Annotated in this window: 17 protein-coding genes; 11 read left to right on the forward strand and 6 right to left on the reverse strand. The window is 67.8% G+C overall.

The features are described 5' to 3' along the window. The first annotated feature begins 131 nt into the window (after window positions 1-131). From HPY67_07500 to HPY67_07520, 5 genes are all read left to right on the forward strand, one after another. Window positions 132-407: a hypothetical protein gene (locus HPY67_07500; GenBank protein ID NPV04560.1), complete on the forward strand. Its 276-nt coding sequence runs from the start codon at window positions 132-134 to the stop codon at window positions 405-407. A gap of 205 nt (window positions 408-612) precedes the next feature. Continuing rightward, window positions 613-1116: a hypothetical protein gene (locus tag HPY67_07505; GenBank protein ID NPV04561.1), complete on the forward strand. Its 504-nt coding sequence runs from the start codon at window positions 613-615 to the stop codon at window positions 1114-1116. Between the two features lie 185 nt (window positions 1117-1301). Continuing rightward, window positions 1302-1775: a hypothetical protein gene (locus tag HPY67_07510; protein ID NPV04562.1), complete on the forward strand. Its 474-nt coding sequence runs from the start codon at window positions 1302-1304 to the stop codon at window positions 1773-1775. A gap of 296 nt (window positions 1776-2071) precedes the next feature. Then, complete coding sequence (locus HPY67_07515; protein ID NPV04563.1) at window positions 2072-3343, forward strand: acyl-CoA/acyl-ACP dehydrogenase; 1272 nt, start codon at window positions 2072-2074, stop codon at window positions 3341-3343. Window positions 3344-3374: 31 nt separating this feature from the next. Next, window positions 3375-3656 carry a pyrimidine/purine nucleoside phosphorylase gene (locus HPY67_07520; protein ID NPV04564.1) on the forward strand — a complete coding sequence of 94 codons (282 nt, stop codon included), beginning with the start codon at window positions 3375-3377 and terminating at the stop codon, window positions 3654-3656. 55 nt (window positions 3657-3711) lie between these two features. Here HPY67_07520 and HPY67_07525 read toward each other — a convergent pair whose 3' ends face one another. From HPY67_07525 to HPY67_07540, 4 genes are all read right to left on the reverse strand, one after another. Then, window positions 3712-4281 (reverse strand): DUF4337 domain-containing protein, encoded by a 570-nt coding sequence (locus tag HPY67_07525; protein NPV04565.1) that lies wholly within the window; start codon window positions 4279-4281, stop codon window positions 3712-3714. A 149-nt stretch (window positions 4282-4430) separates the two neighbouring features. After that, entirely contained in the window at window positions 4431-5270 is an 840-nt protein-coding gene (locus tag HPY67_07530; protein NPV04566.1) for a 3-alpha,7-alpha,12-alpha-trihydroxy-5-beta-cholest-24-enoyl-CoA hydratase, read from the reverse strand. Between the two features lie 154 nt (window positions 5271-5424). Then, on the reverse strand, window positions 5425-6279 hold the full coding sequence (locus tag HPY67_07535) for a hypothetical protein (GenBank protein NPV04567.1): 855 nt from the start codon (window positions 6277-6279) through the stop codon (window positions 5425-5427). Window positions 6280-6379: 100 nt separating this feature from the next. Beyond that, window positions 6380-7300 (reverse strand): hypothetical protein, encoded by a 921-nt coding sequence (locus HPY67_07540; protein ID NPV04568.1) that lies wholly within the window; start codon window positions 7298-7300, stop codon window positions 6380-6382. A gap of 145 nt (window positions 7301-7445) precedes the next feature. Here HPY67_07540 and HPY67_07545 point away from each other — a divergent pair, with 145 nt between their 5' ends. From HPY67_07545 to HPY67_07565, 5 genes are all read left to right on the forward strand, one after another. Continuing rightward, the gene (locus tag HPY67_07545) at window positions 7446-7766 is read left to right on the forward strand and encodes a heavy metal-binding domain-containing protein (GenBank protein NPV04569.1); all 321 of its coding nucleotides are present in this window, start codon (window positions 7446-7448) and stop codon (window positions 7764-7766) included. Between the two features lie 20 nt (window positions 7767-7786). Beyond that, window positions 7787-8779 carry an aldo/keto reductase gene (locus HPY67_07550; GenBank protein NPV04570.1) on the forward strand — a complete coding sequence of 331 codons (993 nt, stop codon included), beginning with the start codon at window positions 7787-7789 and terminating at the stop codon, window positions 8777-8779. Between the two features lie 458 nt (window positions 8780-9237). Next, the gene (locus HPY67_07555; GenBank protein ID NPV04571.1) at window positions 9238-10020 is read left to right on the forward strand and encodes a cyclase family protein; all 783 of its coding nucleotides are present in this window, start codon (window positions 9238-9240) and stop codon (window positions 10018-10020) included. A 145-nt stretch (window positions 10021-10165) separates the two neighbouring features. Continuing rightward, the gene (locus tag HPY67_07560) at window positions 10166-10534 is read left to right on the forward strand and encodes a hypothetical protein (GenBank protein NPV04572.1); all 369 of its coding nucleotides are present in this window, start codon (window positions 10166-10168) and stop codon (window positions 10532-10534) included. Between the two features lie 102 nt (window positions 10535-10636). After that, the gene (locus HPY67_07565; GenBank protein ID NPV04573.1) at window positions 10637-11059 is read left to right on the forward strand and encodes a nuclear transport factor 2 family protein; all 423 of its coding nucleotides are present in this window, start codon (window positions 10637-10639) and stop codon (window positions 11057-11059) included. Between the two features lie 37 nt (window positions 11060-11096). Here HPY67_07565 and HPY67_07570 read toward each other — a convergent pair whose 3' ends face one another. Together HPY67_07570 and HPY67_07575 are read right to left on the reverse strand one after the other, a co-directional pair. Further along, a complete protein-coding gene (locus HPY67_07570; GenBank protein ID NPV04574.1) occupies window positions 11097-12332 on the reverse strand; it encodes an MFS transporter in 1236 nt (411 codons plus the stop codon). After that, window positions 12329-13822, reverse strand: a complete 1494-nt coding sequence (locus tag HPY67_07575; GenBank protein NPV04575.1) for an L-lactate permease — start codon at window positions 13820-13822, stop codon at window positions 12329-12331. The genes HPY67_07570 and HPY67_07575 overlap by 4 nt, the downstream gene beginning before the upstream one ends. A 144-nt stretch (window positions 13823-13966) precedes the next feature. Between HPY67_07575 and HPY67_07580 the strand changes: the two genes are divergently transcribed. Further along, window positions 13967-14956: a cation transporter gene (locus HPY67_07580; GenBank protein NPV04576.1), complete on the forward strand. Its 990-nt coding sequence runs from the start codon at window positions 13967-13969 to the stop codon at window positions 14954-14956. Window positions 14957-14985 lie beyond the last annotated feature (29 nt).

The raw sequence follows: 14985 nt of genomic DNA on the forward strand, positions 1-14985 counted from the left end.
CGCCCGCCCGACGGGCGGCCCTTTTCCGCGTCGCCGGTTGCGTGTCGGCTTCGCCCCTGCGAAAAGAGTCGTTGCGCGAGGGGCGGGGAAGTGGTAAAAACGGCAAGACATCACGAAGACCGGGAGGGATCATGCCCGATTACTGGATCAAGATCACCGAGCGCGAGGAAGAGGACATCCGTCACCACCACTACCTCATCGAGGCCAAGGACGAGAAAGAGGCCCGGAAACTCGCGCTGCGGTTCATGGAACGCTTCATCGACGACGACGAGAACCCCGAGAAGATCGACGACGGGTACTCTTTCTACAACAACGCCATCCTCGTGAAGCTCTCCGACGTCAGGGAAACGACGAAGGAGCAGTTCAAGGAATTCCTGCTGAAGACCCACACGATCAACCTGGCCTGACGGCCTTCCGGGCGAGGGGGACGGCGGCGAAAACGGGCGGCCTGCGGGCCGCTCTTTTTTTGTCCTGCCGGCGACGTATGCGGGTAGCGGGGCCGGATTCCCCTCAAGTTTGCTCCTGCCGGGGCGATACAGGTATAGGCCCCGCCCGCGCTGCGGGCCGGACCCGCCGGGTGAGCCGGCAAGGGGCCGAAGGGAGAGGGCAAGGATGGTCAATACCCGTGATTTCTGCGTGATCGTGGGCGATTTCAACGACGGCTTCGTCGAGATCGTCGCCGAGGCGGTTTCCGGCGCCCTCGAGCCCGGCCATCGGCTGCGCGTGCACGGCACGCCGGAGGCCGACCGGATCCTGGCGTGGGCCGAGGAGAGGCCCGTGGAGCTCTTCGTGCTGTTTCTCAACAACATGGTCTTCGGGCGCTGGGGCCGCGAACTCGAGGCCGACAGCTTCGTCAAGACCCTCATGCTGGTCAGGCACCTCAAGACCCGCCATGGCGGAGCCGTCATCACGACGGCGGCGTTCCCGGCCGAGTTCCTCTACGAGGACATCGCCCTGCGGGTCGGGGCGGACCGCTTCTTCCGGATGCCCTTCGAGATCGCCGCGTTTGCGGAATCCGTCCGCACCCTGTTCCCCGATCGGGCACGGAGGGCCGAGGATCCCTGCACCGTCTACCGTCCAACGCTTTGGGCAGGCACTTCCGGGTTCAATGCCTGATTTCCACTCTGGAGGCCTCGTCCCGTGGAACCCCGCCGCAACGGCCTTGCCGCCCGCGGCTTCGAGCGGGACATCCTCGACGAGGCCATCACCCCCGGGACTTCGGCCGTGGCCGGGCCCTTCGGACGGGCACAGGCCTTGCAGCATCTCACCTTGATGACTCAAACCCCGGCAGGAGGTATTGCATGAAGAGGAGCTTGTTGGTCTTTGCACTGGTCGCCGTGTTCGCTTTGTCCTGGGCCCTTGCGTGCCATGCGCAGCAGGACCCGTCCAACGTGGGAACGCCCGCCTTCAAGCCGGTATCGAGCAAGTCCGGCAACATGACGCTCAAGTACGGCTTCCTGGGGGCCTCGGTCTACGACAGCTCCACGAAGAAGTGGAACTTTTTCAAGATGACGACCATCACCCGCAGCAAGGTGGAGGGGTTCGTCAACCAGGTCAACGACAGCTTCGCCCTCGCCGCGGGGCTGCACAAGGTCGCGGTGTACGACTACGGCAAGCACCGGTGGGTCGTCTACGAGAAGCGCGGCGCCGACGACAGCACGGGGATGCTGAAGACGAACTTCGAGATGACGAAGGACTACGTCAAGGTGAAGACCCTCAACAGCCCGTGGATCAAGTACACGAGTGCGGCGGGCTGGCAGGAGGTGGCGAAATAGCGCTGCGTTGAGCAGGATTCTTCCTGCGAATAGACGGTTTTGGACCGCTCCAACGCTCGCTGCACTGCAGGCGCAAAAACTCGCCCTTCGGGCTCAAACAGTTTGCGCTGCGGCCGTTTCGCTTCGCGAAGAGCGGTTACCCAAAACGCGTCTAACCTCGCTATCCGGAATCCCGCTCAACCGCATCGTTCGGGCTAAGGAAGGGGCGGCCGCAAGGCCGCCCCTTCCTTTTGCCCGCCGTTTGTGGCAGAGTTGGGCCGCCGGGGGTGCCCGGCGGGAAAGGAGAACGAGGGGACATGTACGACTTCCTGATGACGCCGCAGCAGCGGCAGATCGTGGAGGAGGCGAGGGACCTCGTCAAGTGGGTCCCGCGGCAGATGATCCTCGACATGGACACGGATGCCATCAAGTTTCCGAAGGCGTTCCTGCAGGAGGCGGGCCGGCGAAACCTCCTGGGGTGCCGCTACCCGGTCGAGTGGGGCGGCCGGGGCATGGACTGGGTGACGACGTGCCTGCTCATGGAGGAGATCGGGACCCTGGGCTACGAGATGGCCTGCGTGTTCGGCGTGGGGGCGGAGCTCGTCTGCGACGCCATCATCCGGCACGGCACGGACGAGCAGAAGGAGCGCTTCGTGAAGCCTCTGCTCAGGGGCGAGCGCTTCGCCGCCGAGTGCCTCACCGAGCCGCGGGGCGGCTCGGACTTCTTCGGGGCCGCGACGAAGGCCGAGGACCGGGGCGACCACTTCGTGCTCAACGGGCAGAAGCGGTTCATCGTGGGGGCCGAGGGGGCGGACTTCTTCCTCGTCTACGCCCGGACGAACCCGGCCGCGAAGCCCCAGGATGCCCTGACCTGCTTCCTCGTGGAGCGCGGGCCCGGCGTCGAGACGAAGTACCTCTACGGGCTCATGGGCTGCCGCGGGGGCGGGACGGGGAGGCTCGTCTTCCGCAACGTGCGGGTCCCGAGGGAAAACGTGGTCGGGAAGGTTCACGGTGCCTACGCCGTGTTCAACACGATGATGGTCCCCGAGCGGCTGGGCACGGCGGCCATGACGATCGGCTCGGCCCGGGCGGCCCTCGACGTGGCCACGGCCTACACGACGCGCCGCAAGGCCTTCGGGCAGGTGATCAACCAGTTCCAGGGCGTGAGCTTCCAGGTGGCCGAGGCGGCCATGCTGCTCGACGCCTGCCGCGCCATGGCGCACATGACGGCCCGGGCCGTCGATGCGGGGGCGAACGAGAATCTCGTCCGCCGGCTCGTCTCGGAGTCGAAGAAGTTCATCACCGAGAGCTGCCAGAAGGCCGTGCACAACGCCATGCAGGTCATGGGCGGCATCGGCTACACGAACGTCTTCCCCGTCGAGCGGATCTTCCGAGACATCCGCCTGGCGTCCATCTGGACGGGCACGAGCGAGGTGATGTCGCTCATCACGGCCCACGAGTGGTACCGTGAGCATTTTGCCCGCAAGGGCAGGCTCCCCCGCGACTACGAGGCCGATGCGGCCGAGGCCCACGCCGCCGACGAGAAGGTCTACGACGACGAGGACATGTGGAAAAAGGGCTGGGAGTGACCCGGCCGGAAACGACCCAGGGAGGCGGAGCATGCTGAAGGTCAACGAGTATTTCGAGGGAAGGGTGAAATCCATTTCGCTCATGACGAGCGAGGGGCCCGCGACGGTGGGGGTGATGGAGAAAGGCTCCTACGAGTTCGGGACCTCCACGAGGGAGATCCTGATCGTGACAACCGGCGAGCTGAGGGTCAAGCTGCCCGGCGAGGCGGAGTGGAAGACCTTCAGGCCCTACGACCGGTTCGAGGTGGCGGCGAACAGCAAATTCCAGCTCGACGTCCCCGCCGACGCATCCTATGTCTGCCACTACCGGTAGGCCGGCTTCGTCCCCCGGGTGCCGCCCCGTGCGGGGAGCGGGCCCCGCCGCGCGATCAGAACAAGTGCACCGACAGGGGGGCGAAGAACCCGATGAGGCCGAAGCCGATGGCCACGACGCCCAGCCCGCCCGAGAGCCACAGCAGGGCCGCAACACCGGTGATGATGTTGGCCGACGCCAGGACGATGGCGATCTGGAGGCAGGCCGACGCGAGCTCGTAATGGTGGTATGCGGCCATGGCGCGCTCGCGGCTGGTCTCGGCCGCCCTTGCCCTCTGGGAGAGTTCCTTGCGGCCTTCCTGCTTGTCCGGCTCCGAGTCGTAGATTGCGGCGGTCTTCCTCCACTCGTCGATGCGCTTCTGCAGCAGGGCGCGCTTGGCGGGCGACTTCTCGTGCTGCAGCTCCACCTCGGCGGCCTCCGCGGCCGTCCGGAGCATCGTCATGCGGATCGTCTTGGCCTGGAAGAACGCCCAGAGGTTCGACGCCTCGATGTTGTAGCTCAGGGCCGACGTCTGTGCGCTCTTGCCGAGTGTCTCGCTGAGGGCGAGGAAGAGCGCGAGGACGGAGATGAGCAGGGCGATTTTCTTGTGGGCAGGGTCGATGTGCCCGGAGCCGTGACCCGACATGGATGAGACCTCCCGAAGGGTAATGTGCGGATTCGCTGATCCCGGCGGGAGGTATAATCAGATCGTTGTCGCCTGTCAATGGTTTTCCGCGTTTTTCCCGCGGGCGCAGGGTGGGCCCGGACGCGGCGGCCGTCGGGGGATGCCGCCGATCAGGGCGGGCCGTACTCGAGCTCGCCGCCGTCTATGACGCTGTGGTTGCCGGCGGCGTGGACGACGCGCCAGAGGACCTTCCCATCCCCCGTTTTCCAGATCAGCGTCCGGATCGGCTCGCCGGGGTAGAGGGGCCGCGTGAACCGGCAGGCGATGCGCCGTGTCCGCTCGGGCTCGCCGGGGGTGAGGCATTGCAGGAGCGCCCGGCAGGCGAACCCGAGGGTGCACAGGCCGTGCATGATGGGCTTCTCGAAGCCCGAGGCCCGGGCGAACGCGGGGTCCACGTGCAGGGCGAAGTAATCGCCCGTGAGGCGGTAGAGCAGGGGCTGGTCGGGCGAGGGACGGGCGTCGACCGCGAAATCGGGCCCGCGGCCGGGGAACTCGACGGTGCGCGAAGACCCTTCCGGGCCTCCGAAGCCGCCGTCGAGCCGGCTGAAGATGCTCATGATGTTGGTGTAGAGACGCAGCCCGCTCGAGTGGACGGTGACGCTCTCGCCGCGGATGACGGCGCCCTTGGGCCCCTTGTCGAACATGTTCGTGATGGTCCCGTTGGTGGTCAGGGTCCCGGAGACGGGGATGGGGTTGTGGAAGAGGATCTCCTGCTCGCCGTGCAGGGCGCCCCGGGGGTCGAGGTTCGAGTGCTTCGCCACGGCCCAGAAGAAGTCGAAGATCGTCGCCACGGAGAAGGTGGGGATGACCTTGAGATCCTTCTCCCAGGTGTACTGCAGCTCGTCGAATCCCGCCCCCACCGCGAGGGCGTAGAGGATGACGTCCTTCCAGCCGTATTCCCGGGTGATGGGGCCGATGGGGCGGCCGATGGCCGACAGGTCGAGCGCCATGACAAGATCCCTCCTTCCGCCTCGATCCGAAACCCGCGCCCGTCCCCGCAGCCCGTGCAGGGCCTTCGGCCGGGCGTCGCACATCCAGCCGCACTCTAGGGCGGATTGCGGTGCCTGTCAAGACGCGCCGGGGTGGCCTGCCGCCGGGCCCCGGTCAGGAACGGTCCTGCGCGGCGGCGCGGCGCTCCGCGGGGGCATGGCGGCCGGGCGCCAGGGCCTGCTCTTCCCGGACCATCTTCGTGAACTGGTCGGCGAAGTAGACGACCCGCTCGTTCACGGTGAACGGCCGCTCCGGGTCGTCCAGGAGGCTCGAGGCCTCGATCTCCTCGGCGTCGGGGCCGATGAACAGGCCGGTCCCGTCCCAGCGCGCGAGGTTGAATTTCCGGTACAGGGCGCCCCGGATGTCACCCGCGGGCCAGGGGTCGCCGCCCGAACCCGTACCGGGCTCCTCCGGCCCGACGATGCCCTGCCTGAGCGCCGTCTCCATCAGGGTGCCCGCCGTGCAGACCCCGCCGTCGAGGCTCGAGCACTCGGACACGAGGCCCAGAAATGCCGACATCCGTTCCCACTCCCCGCTGCTGAGGAGCTGGGCGTGGTCGCAGCGGAACTTGGCGAGGAGCGAGAGCAGGTCCCGGGTCCGCATGGAGATCATCCCGGCCCGAGCGGCCTCGTCGGCGTTCACGAGGACGGCCTGGGCCCCGGGGACGATCAGCTCGGCGAAGGCCCGGGACTCGGGGTCCGCCGCGATGCCGGCGCGGTGGACGAAGTAGTGCCGCAGCGTGCGGTCGAAGCTGTAGCCGAGCTGTTTCTCGAGGGGTGCCCGGTAGAGGGCGTCGACCCGTTCCATGACGCTGCCCGAGCCGGCTTGGAGCCCCCGGGAACTCCGGCTGACGGCGGCGGCGTATCTCTCGATGTTCTCGCGGCTCAGCGGAAGCGGCTCGTCCTTCACGCCCGAGCAGGCGGCGGCGAGCAACGCCAGGACCACGGCTGCAAAGATCCGGCAGGGCATGGGTCACCTCGCCCCGGTGTATTTCGCCGGCCGGGCCGGCAAGGGTCCGGGGGCAGGGTGATCCAGAAGCAAGAACGATGCCCCGGGCGGTCCCGGCGTGTCAGAATGTCCACGTCAGGGAGAGGGCCAGGATCGGCGCCGTTTCGAAGTCGTCGGAGCCCAGTTCGTTGCCGTTGCGGTCCGCGATCTTCATCTGCCCGTTGAAGGCCGCGCCCCCGTAGAGATCCAGCTTGAGGTCTTTTCCCATCCGGTACGTCAGACGTGCGTATCCCACCGTCTGGTCCAGCTCGCCGATCCCGTTCGGCGCCACACCGCTCGAGTCGAGGCGGAAACGGAACGAGCGGTAGGCGCCCCCGGCGGCGACTTCCCATTGGTCGGCCAGGCGCCACGCAAGCTCGAGACCCGCAGGCCCGGACGGGCTCGTGCGGAAGGGGTTCGTCAGCCTGAGATTGTCCGTGATCCTCCAGTCGACGGCGAGGTAGGGGAAGCCCCGGGTCTCCTCGCCGCGGTAGAAGACGCCCGCCCCGACGCCCACGGTGAGTCCGGGGCCGAAGCGGTAGGACACGGCGAACACGGCGCCGTATCCCAGCGCATCCGCCCAGTCGTCCACGCCGGACTCGCCGTACCACTCGATCTGGGGCGATACGAAGACAGACCAGCTCTCGCTCGTGCGCCAATGGACGGGGAGGCCGACGGAGAACCGGTGGATGTCGCTCCAGGGCTCCGGTCCCGCGAAGGCCGTCGTGCCGGAGAAGTCGAATTTCTCGAAATCGTAGCCCACGCTGATGCCCGCGCGGAGCGTGTTCGTGAGGGGCGTCGAGGTGTCGACGCTGAACCCGTAGCGCTGGACGCTGAAGCGTCCGCCGCGGTCGAAGTCGGACTCGAACTGGTAGACCGGCGTGACCGACAGCGAGACGGATGTCCGGCCGGCGTCAGCCGGCTGGGCAAAGGCCACGGAGGGCAGGAGCGCGGCAATCAGGGCGGCGCAGGCAAGGGCGATCCACAGTGCACGGGTCTGCATGGCGGTCTCCTTTTCGATGGGATGGCAGGTCGGTTATACCCGGTTCGACGGCGGTATACAAGCGCGAACCGGAAAAACCCCGGGGTTGATCGGCGGCGCGTTTTGTGGGACTCTCTCCCTGGAATTCCAACCGCGGAGGCAGACCATGATCGTGACCACCACGCCAGGCGTCGAGGGCAGGCCCATCCGGGAGTATCTCGGCATTGTCACCGGCGAGGCCGTCCTCGGGGCCAACATCGTCCGGGACCTCTTTGCGGGGGTGCGCGACGTCGTGGGGGGCCGCTCGGGCGCCTACGAGAAAGAGCTGCGGCGGGCCCGCGAGATCGCCCTCCGGGAACTCGAGGAGGCCGCCGCGGCCCGCGGGGCCAACGCCGTCGTCGGCGTGGACATCGACTACGAGGTCCTCGGCGAGAAGAACGGCATGCTCATGGTCAGCGTGAGCGGCACGGCCGTCAGGCTGGGCTGAGAACGGGGAGGAGTCGCGACATGAAGACAAGGCGCCTGGGAAAGGGCGGGCCCGCGGTGTCCGCCATGGGGCTGGGCTGCATGGGGATGTCGGAATTCTACGGGCCGCGCGACGAGGCGGAATCCGTCGCCGTGATTCACCGGGCCCTCGACCTCGGGGTCAACCTGCTCGACACGGCGGATGTCTACGGGCCTCACACGAACGAGGAACTCGTCGGACGGGCCATCCGGGGCCGCAGGCAGGAGGTGTTCCTGGCCACGAAGTTCGGCATCCTGCGAAGCGCCGACCCGGCCTACCGGGGCGTCTGCGGCAGGCCCGAGTACGTCCGTTCGGCCTGCGAGGCGAGCCTGAAGCGCCTCGGCGTCGACGTCATCGACCTGTACTACCAGCACCGGGTGGACCCGGAGGTGCCCATCGAGGAGACCGTCGGGGCCATGTCCCGGCTCGTGCAGGAGGGCAAGGTCCGCTTCCTCGGGCTCTCCGAGGCAGGCCCGGAGACGATCCGCAGGGCCCACGCGGTGCATCCCATCACGGCCCTCCAGAGCGAGTATTCCCTCTGGACGAGGGACCACGAGGTCGGGTCCCTGCCGGTCTGCCGGGAGCTCGGGATCGGGTTTGTGGCCTACAGCCCCCTGGGGCGGGGTTTTCTGACAGGGACGATCCCGGGGCCCGAGGCGCTGTCCGCCGACGATTTCCGGCGCACCAACCCCCGGTTCCAGGAGGAGAACTTCCGGAAGAACCTGGCCCTGGCGGACCGGATCCGGCAGATGGCCAACGGCAAGGGCTGCACGCCGGCGCAGCTGGCCCTCGCCTGGGTGCTTTCCCGGGGCGAGGACATCATCCCCATCCCGGGGACGAAGCGCCGAAGGTGGCTGGAGGAGAACGTGGCGGCCCTCGAGGTGACCCTCACGGAGGAAGACCGGCTGCACCTCGAGACGATCGCCCCGAGGGGAGTCGCCGCCGGCGAGCGCTACGGCGAGGCCATGATGAGCATCCTGCGAAAGGCAACGTGAGCGGAAGCGCGGGCCACAGCCCGGACGCCGGGGCCGTGAGAAGGGCCCTTGCGCGCCGGCAGGGATCTATTGTCCCGAGCAGCCGGCCGGGATCAAAAAGGAGGAGGGCTGCCGCAAAACCCCTCGGCGGAAGCCCTCCTTATATGGGACCATCCCCCCGGGCCGCGCGCATCCCCGGGGGATGTTGGGTGGTGAAGAGGGGGCGACGGAAACGGGAACCCTCTACGGAACTTGCGTACAACCGATCAGCGAAACAGGAATGGGGAGGTTCAGGTCCGGGTCAGGCAGTGAGCGTCGATTGGTTGGCATGAATTCGTAATTCATTTAAACACATTCTGGGCCCTGCTTGTCAAGCGGTCTTTTTCGCCGCCGCGGCGGCCATTGCGCAGACCGGCAGCGCCTCATCGGGCGGCGCGGGGAAGCGGGGCCGCCGGGCAACGGCGGGGGGGGGTGGCATCGTGAACCGAAGGCGGTTTATCGACCTCAGCATTGCGATCGAGTCGGGACTTCCCTGCGACCCTGCCTTCATGGTCCCGAGGATCGACTACGTCACCCACGGGCAGGGCGCCGAACAGATGAAGGACTTCTTCGGCGGCGTGACGAAGGAGCAGCTGCCCGGCGGGCTGGGCTGGTCGCTCGAATTCGTCCATCTGACGACCCACAGCGGCACCCACCTCGACGCCCCGTGGCACTACCATCCCACCATGGACGGCGGCAAACGCGCCGCCACGATCGACGAGGTCCCCCTGGAGTGGTGCATGGGGGACGGGGTCGTCCTGGACTTCCGGCACAAGGCGGACGGCGAGCGCATCACCGCGGCGGACGTCCGGGCGGCCCTCGCGAAGATCCGCTACGAGATCAAGCCCCTCGACATCGTTCTCATCCAGACGGGTGCGGACGCGGCCTGGGGCACCCCGGAGTACCTCGTGAAGGGGCCGGGCATGGACCGCGAAAGCACCCTTTGGCTGCTGGAGAGGGGCGTCAGGGTCGTCGGCATCGATGCCTGGAGCTGGGACAGGCCTCTGCCCTTCCTCGCCGCGGAGTTCAGGCGGACCGGCGACGCGCGGGTCATCTGGGAGGCCCACTTCGCCGGGATCGAGATCGGGTATTGCCACATGGAGAAGATGGCCAACCTCGCCGCCATCGGCCGGCCCCACGGGTTCACGGTCTGCTGCTTCCCCGTCAAGGTGAAGGGGGCCAGCGCCGGGTGGTGCAGACCCGTGGCCATCATCGACGACTGACCGTCCGGTGACCGAAGGTGCAACCGGCCACTCCTGCCCTCTGCCGGCCCCGGGAAAACGAAGGATTGTCCCGCGGCGGGGAATGTGCTATGGGAGCGAAACGGCGTCCGGCGCACGGACCCCGACTGAAGGAGAGCGAACGGACATGGACGACACGCCACAGCGAAAGGTCAAGGTGAACCTGCAAAACCTCTACAGGGAAGAGATGTACACGGACATGCGCACGGCGGCCCTGCGCCAGCTCACGCCCGTCAAGCCCAACGGGGAGATCGACAAGACGCGGAAGTTCCTCTTCGTGGGGCAGACCAACATCATGTCACCCCAGGGGCCCCTGCCGGTGCAGTTCCCCATCGACGCCAAGAACCTCCAGGAGGCCGCCGAGAAGTTCCCCGAGGTCATGGACCAGTTCCTGACGAAGCTGGCCGAGGAGATCAAGGAGGCACAGCGCCAGGAGCAGTCCCGCATCATCGTCCCGGAGAACAAGCTCGCGGACCCGAAGATCATTCTGAAGTAGGCGGGCTAGAGGCGAGCGGCGAAAGGCCCCCCGGTTGATGACCTTTCCTGCCGGATGCGCCCTGCCGCCTTGAGCTGCCTGCTCCCTGCCGAAGGGTGACACATGCTGAACCGTGAAAGGACGATAGAGGTCCTGACCCGCTGGAACGAGGCGTGGAACGACCACGATCTCGACCGCGTCATGGAACTGCTGCACGACGATGTGGAGTTCGAGAACTGGACCGGCGGGCGCGTGAAGGGCAAGGCGGCCCTCCGGGAAGCCTGGGCGCCCTGGTTTGCGAATCACGGCGGCTTCCGCTTCACCACGGAGGACCTGTTCGTCGACGAGAAGGCCGAGAAGGTCCTGTTCCGGTGGACGCTCGATTGGCCTTCGGCCGAGAAGGGCTTCGAGGGCAGGCCCGAGCGCAGGCGCGGCGTCGATGTCATGCACTTCTCCGGCGGCAGGATCATCAGCAAGTACACCTACTCCAAGACCACCCTGGAGATCGGCGGCAAGCGCGTGAGGCTCGCCGCCGCAAGCCCTTGAGCCGTTTCCCCCGCACAGAAACCGGTGATTCCCGTCTTCAGGCTTTCGGCCTGTTGAGCAAGTCCCGCCCGCGCGTGGCATGGAACAGCAGGGCGGCGCTGCCCACGATCAGCACCAGCAGGGCGCTCGAGAAGAAGTAGACGGCGCCCAGAGACCAGCGGGTCGACACCCAGCCGACGAGGTAGACCGCCAGCGCACCCACGCCGAAGATGAGGATCGCCGCCAGGCCGTACCCCGTGCTGCGCCACCGGGGCGGCGTGAAGGCGGCAATCAGGCTGTTCTCGACGGGCTGGATCCCCAGGGCGAAAAACACGTAGGCCGCAGCCGCGGCGACGAGGAACTGCTCCGTGAGCAGTGCCATGAGCAGCGCCAGGGGCAAAATGGCCGCATTGAAGACGATGTAGAGCCTTCTGAGCTCGTGGCGGTCGGCCACCCGGCCGCCCCAGAGCTGGCCGAAGATCCCCGCGACGTAGATGGCGGACGTGAGGGTCGCCGCGGCCATGGTCGACGTGGCGGCGACGACGGGGATGTCGAGCAGGTCGTGCAGGGCCCTGGCCAAAAACCCCGCCTCGAACTCCAGGTGCGCGGGCAGGGCCACGATGTTGATCCGGTAGACGAGCCCGCCGAGCAGGACGATCCAGAAGAAGAGGATGACGATTCCCGCGGGGAAGGCGCCGTTGTTCGCCCTGCCGGCCGCCGCGTCGCTCTCGTGCGCGACGGGCGTCTCGTCGAGCCGGGTCAGCAGCAGCGCTGACCCGCACGCGAGGCTCACGGCGCCCATCACGGCGTAGGCGACCTTCCAGCCCGCCAGCCAGTTCATGAGACCCGCCAGGAAGGGGCCCACGATAAGACCAATGGTCCCGGCCACGCTGAAGAGGCCCAGGCCCGTGCCCCGGTTCTTCATCCCGCGGGAGATGAGACCCATGCCCGCGGGGTGGCTGATGCAGCAGAAGGCGCCGATGACGGCCAGTGACCACAGGATCCCCGACGGGGTCGTGGAGAGGGCCGTGAGGAAGGACCCCGCGGCGCAGCCGAAGAACCCGATGATGAGGGCCAGCCGGTTGCTCGTGTGATCGGCGAAAACGCCCCAGGGCAGGGCGCCGAGGCCGAAGAGGAGATACATCGGGAACCCGAGGGCCAGCACGTCCTTGAGCTCCATGCCCAGGGAGAGGGTCAGCGGGATGGCGAGCGCGGGGAAGGCGATCTCGTAGAAATGGAAGAGGAAGTGCGACGCCACGGGGAACAGGAGGATTTTCTTTTCGTTGTCCATCATCGTGTCAGCAGGAGGTTCACCGCGAAGACCAGGAGGCCCATCACCGCCGAGTATGCCGCGCAGTACAGGAGCGTCGTGCGGACGATGGCGCGCTCCTCGGACTGCAGGCCGACCGTCGCCGCCGCGACGGAGATGCTCTGCGGCGAGATCATCTTTCCCGCCGTGGCGCCCGAGGTGTTCGAGGCGGCGATCCAGTGGACATCGGCGCCGATTCGCTTCGCCGTCTCCCGCTGCAGTTCGCCCAGCAGGATGTTGGAGGCCGTGTCGCTGCCGGTGACAAACGTGCCGATGGCCCCGAGCCCGGGGGCGATGAGCGGATACGCCTTGCCCGACAGGGCTGCGAGCATCGACGCCGTGGAGGCCACCATGCCCGAGGCGCCCATGATCTTCGCCAGGGCGACGATGTTGACGATGGTCCAGGCGCTCCACTTGATCCGGTCGAGGCACTGGACGAAGACCCGGGCGATCCGGGCGGGCGTCAGCCCCTGCAGGAGCGACCCTGCGACGGCCGACACGAAGAGAAGCGTGCCCGGTGTCGTGACCCAGTCGATCCGGACGGGGCTTGCGCCCAGGGGCAGCAGGATCGTGAAGGGGGGGTGCTTCAGGAAATCCAGCGGAAGCACCCGGGTCGCGACGACCAGGGCCAGAAGGACGATGTACGCGGAGAGGGCCGTCAGCAGCCTTGCGCGGTCCCCCGTGAGCCGCCAGGCCCCGGCGGCTGATTTCCAGGCGATGTAGGCCGCCAGCGATCCCAGCGACCCCGTCACGGCGACGAGCTCGGGCCCGAGCCAGAAGGCCGTGGCGGTCTGGACGGCCCCGAAGACGATCCCCAGGAAGAAGACTTCGGGCAGCGAGGGGCCGAGCCCCCGGGCCCCCCCGTTGCCGATCAGCGCGAGGACGAGGGGCACGAGGATGCTGAAGGGAAGGAGCTGCAGGGCCACGAACCGGGTCAGCAGGGGAAGGTCGAGCCCCGTGATCTGGGCGAGCACGATGACGGGGATCCCGAGAGCGCCGAAGGCGACGGGGACCGAGTTGGCCACCAGGGCGATCACGGCGGCCCTGATCGGTTCGAACCCCATCGTGATGAGCACGGCCGTGGGAATCGTGACGGCCGTTCCGAACCCGGCCACGCCCTCCAGAAAGCCGCCGAAGCAGTATGCGATGATGACGGCCTGCACGTTGCGGTCGGGGGAGAGCGTCACCAGGGTCTCCCGCACGGTTTCCATGGCGCCCGACTCGACACCGGCGAAATAGGTGAACACGGCGGCGAGGATGACCCAGACAATCGGCACGAGGGCGATGACGCCGCCCTCGAGGGCCGAGGCGCCGAGCTTTGCAGGAACCATCTCCCAGACGGACAGGGCGAGGCCGGCCGTGAGGGCGAGCCCTGCAAGCGTCACGAAGTGCGACTTGACCCTCGTCACGGTCAGGCCCGCGAACAGCAGGACCAGGGGTAGCGTGCCCAGCAGGCCGGGCGTTAGGCTGTCCATGTCCGTCTGCGCCCCGGGAAGCGGAATTGTCTCGAACCATACGGGAGAGGCCCTGAAAAAGCAAGGCGCAAGAGCGGGAAATTCGCTTCCCAGGGCCCCGTCCGTCGTGTATGATCGGTCCGGCACGGTGAGGGGCGCCTTCCCATGGACCCGGAGAGACGAAAAAAAAGGGTTGCGCTGCTGTCGGTCTTCTCCAACGCGACGCTCGTCGCGCTGAAGCTCGCCGTGGGCCTCGCGATCGGCGCCGTTTCCGTCCTGTCCGAGGCGATTCACTCCGCCGTCGATCTCGTCGCCTCGGGCATTGCCTGGTATTCCGTGCGCACCTCCGCCATCCCCGCCGACCGGGAGCACCCCTGGGGGCACGGCAAGGTCGAGAACATGTCGGGCACCGTCGAGGCCCTCCTGATCTTTTTGGCCGCAGGGTGGATCGTCTACGAGGCCGTGGGGAAGATCATCCGTCCCGAGCCCCTCGACATGGCCGCCTGGGGCGCGGCCGTCATGCTCCTGTCGGCCGCGGTCAACACCGCCGTCTCGCGGATGCTGTTCCGGGTGGGCCGGGAGACCGATTCGGTGGCCCTCATCGCCGACGGGTGGCACCTCCGCACCGACGTGTACACGTCGGCCGGGGTCATGGCGGGCCTGGGCGCCATCTGGGCCGCGTCGCACGTCGCACCCGGCGTGGACCTCAACTGGGTGGACCCCGCGGCGGCCCTCGCCGTGGCCGTGCTCATCGTCAAGGCGGCGTGGGACCTGACGAGGCGCTCCGCTCGCGACCTGCTGGACGTGCGGCTGCCCGGCGACGAGGTCGCCTGGGTGGAGCGCCTGATCCGGGAGTACGGGCCGGCCGTGAAGGGGTTCCACCAGCTGCGGACCCGCAAGTCCGGGCATTTCCGCTTCGTCGAGTTCCACGTCAAGGTGGACCCCGCGATGACCGTCGAGGCCTCCCACCGCATCACGCAGGAGCTGACCCGGGAGATCCGGGAACGCTTCCCGGGTGCGAGCGTCACGATCCATGTCGAGCCCTGCGACGGTGCCTGCAGCGACCGGTGCGTCGAGGGCTGCCTGCTGGACGGGGCGCAGCGCGGCGCCGCAGCGGCCCGCCGGGCGGCGGGCGGCTCCCCGCCGGGAGGCTGAGGCGGCCCCGCGGTCCGCGGTTCCATTCC

The sequence above is a fragment of the Syntrophaceae bacterium genome (assembly GCA_013177795.1).
Taxonomy (GTDB): domain Bacteria; phylum Desulfobacterota; class Syntrophia; order Syntrophales; family UBA2192; genus UBA2192.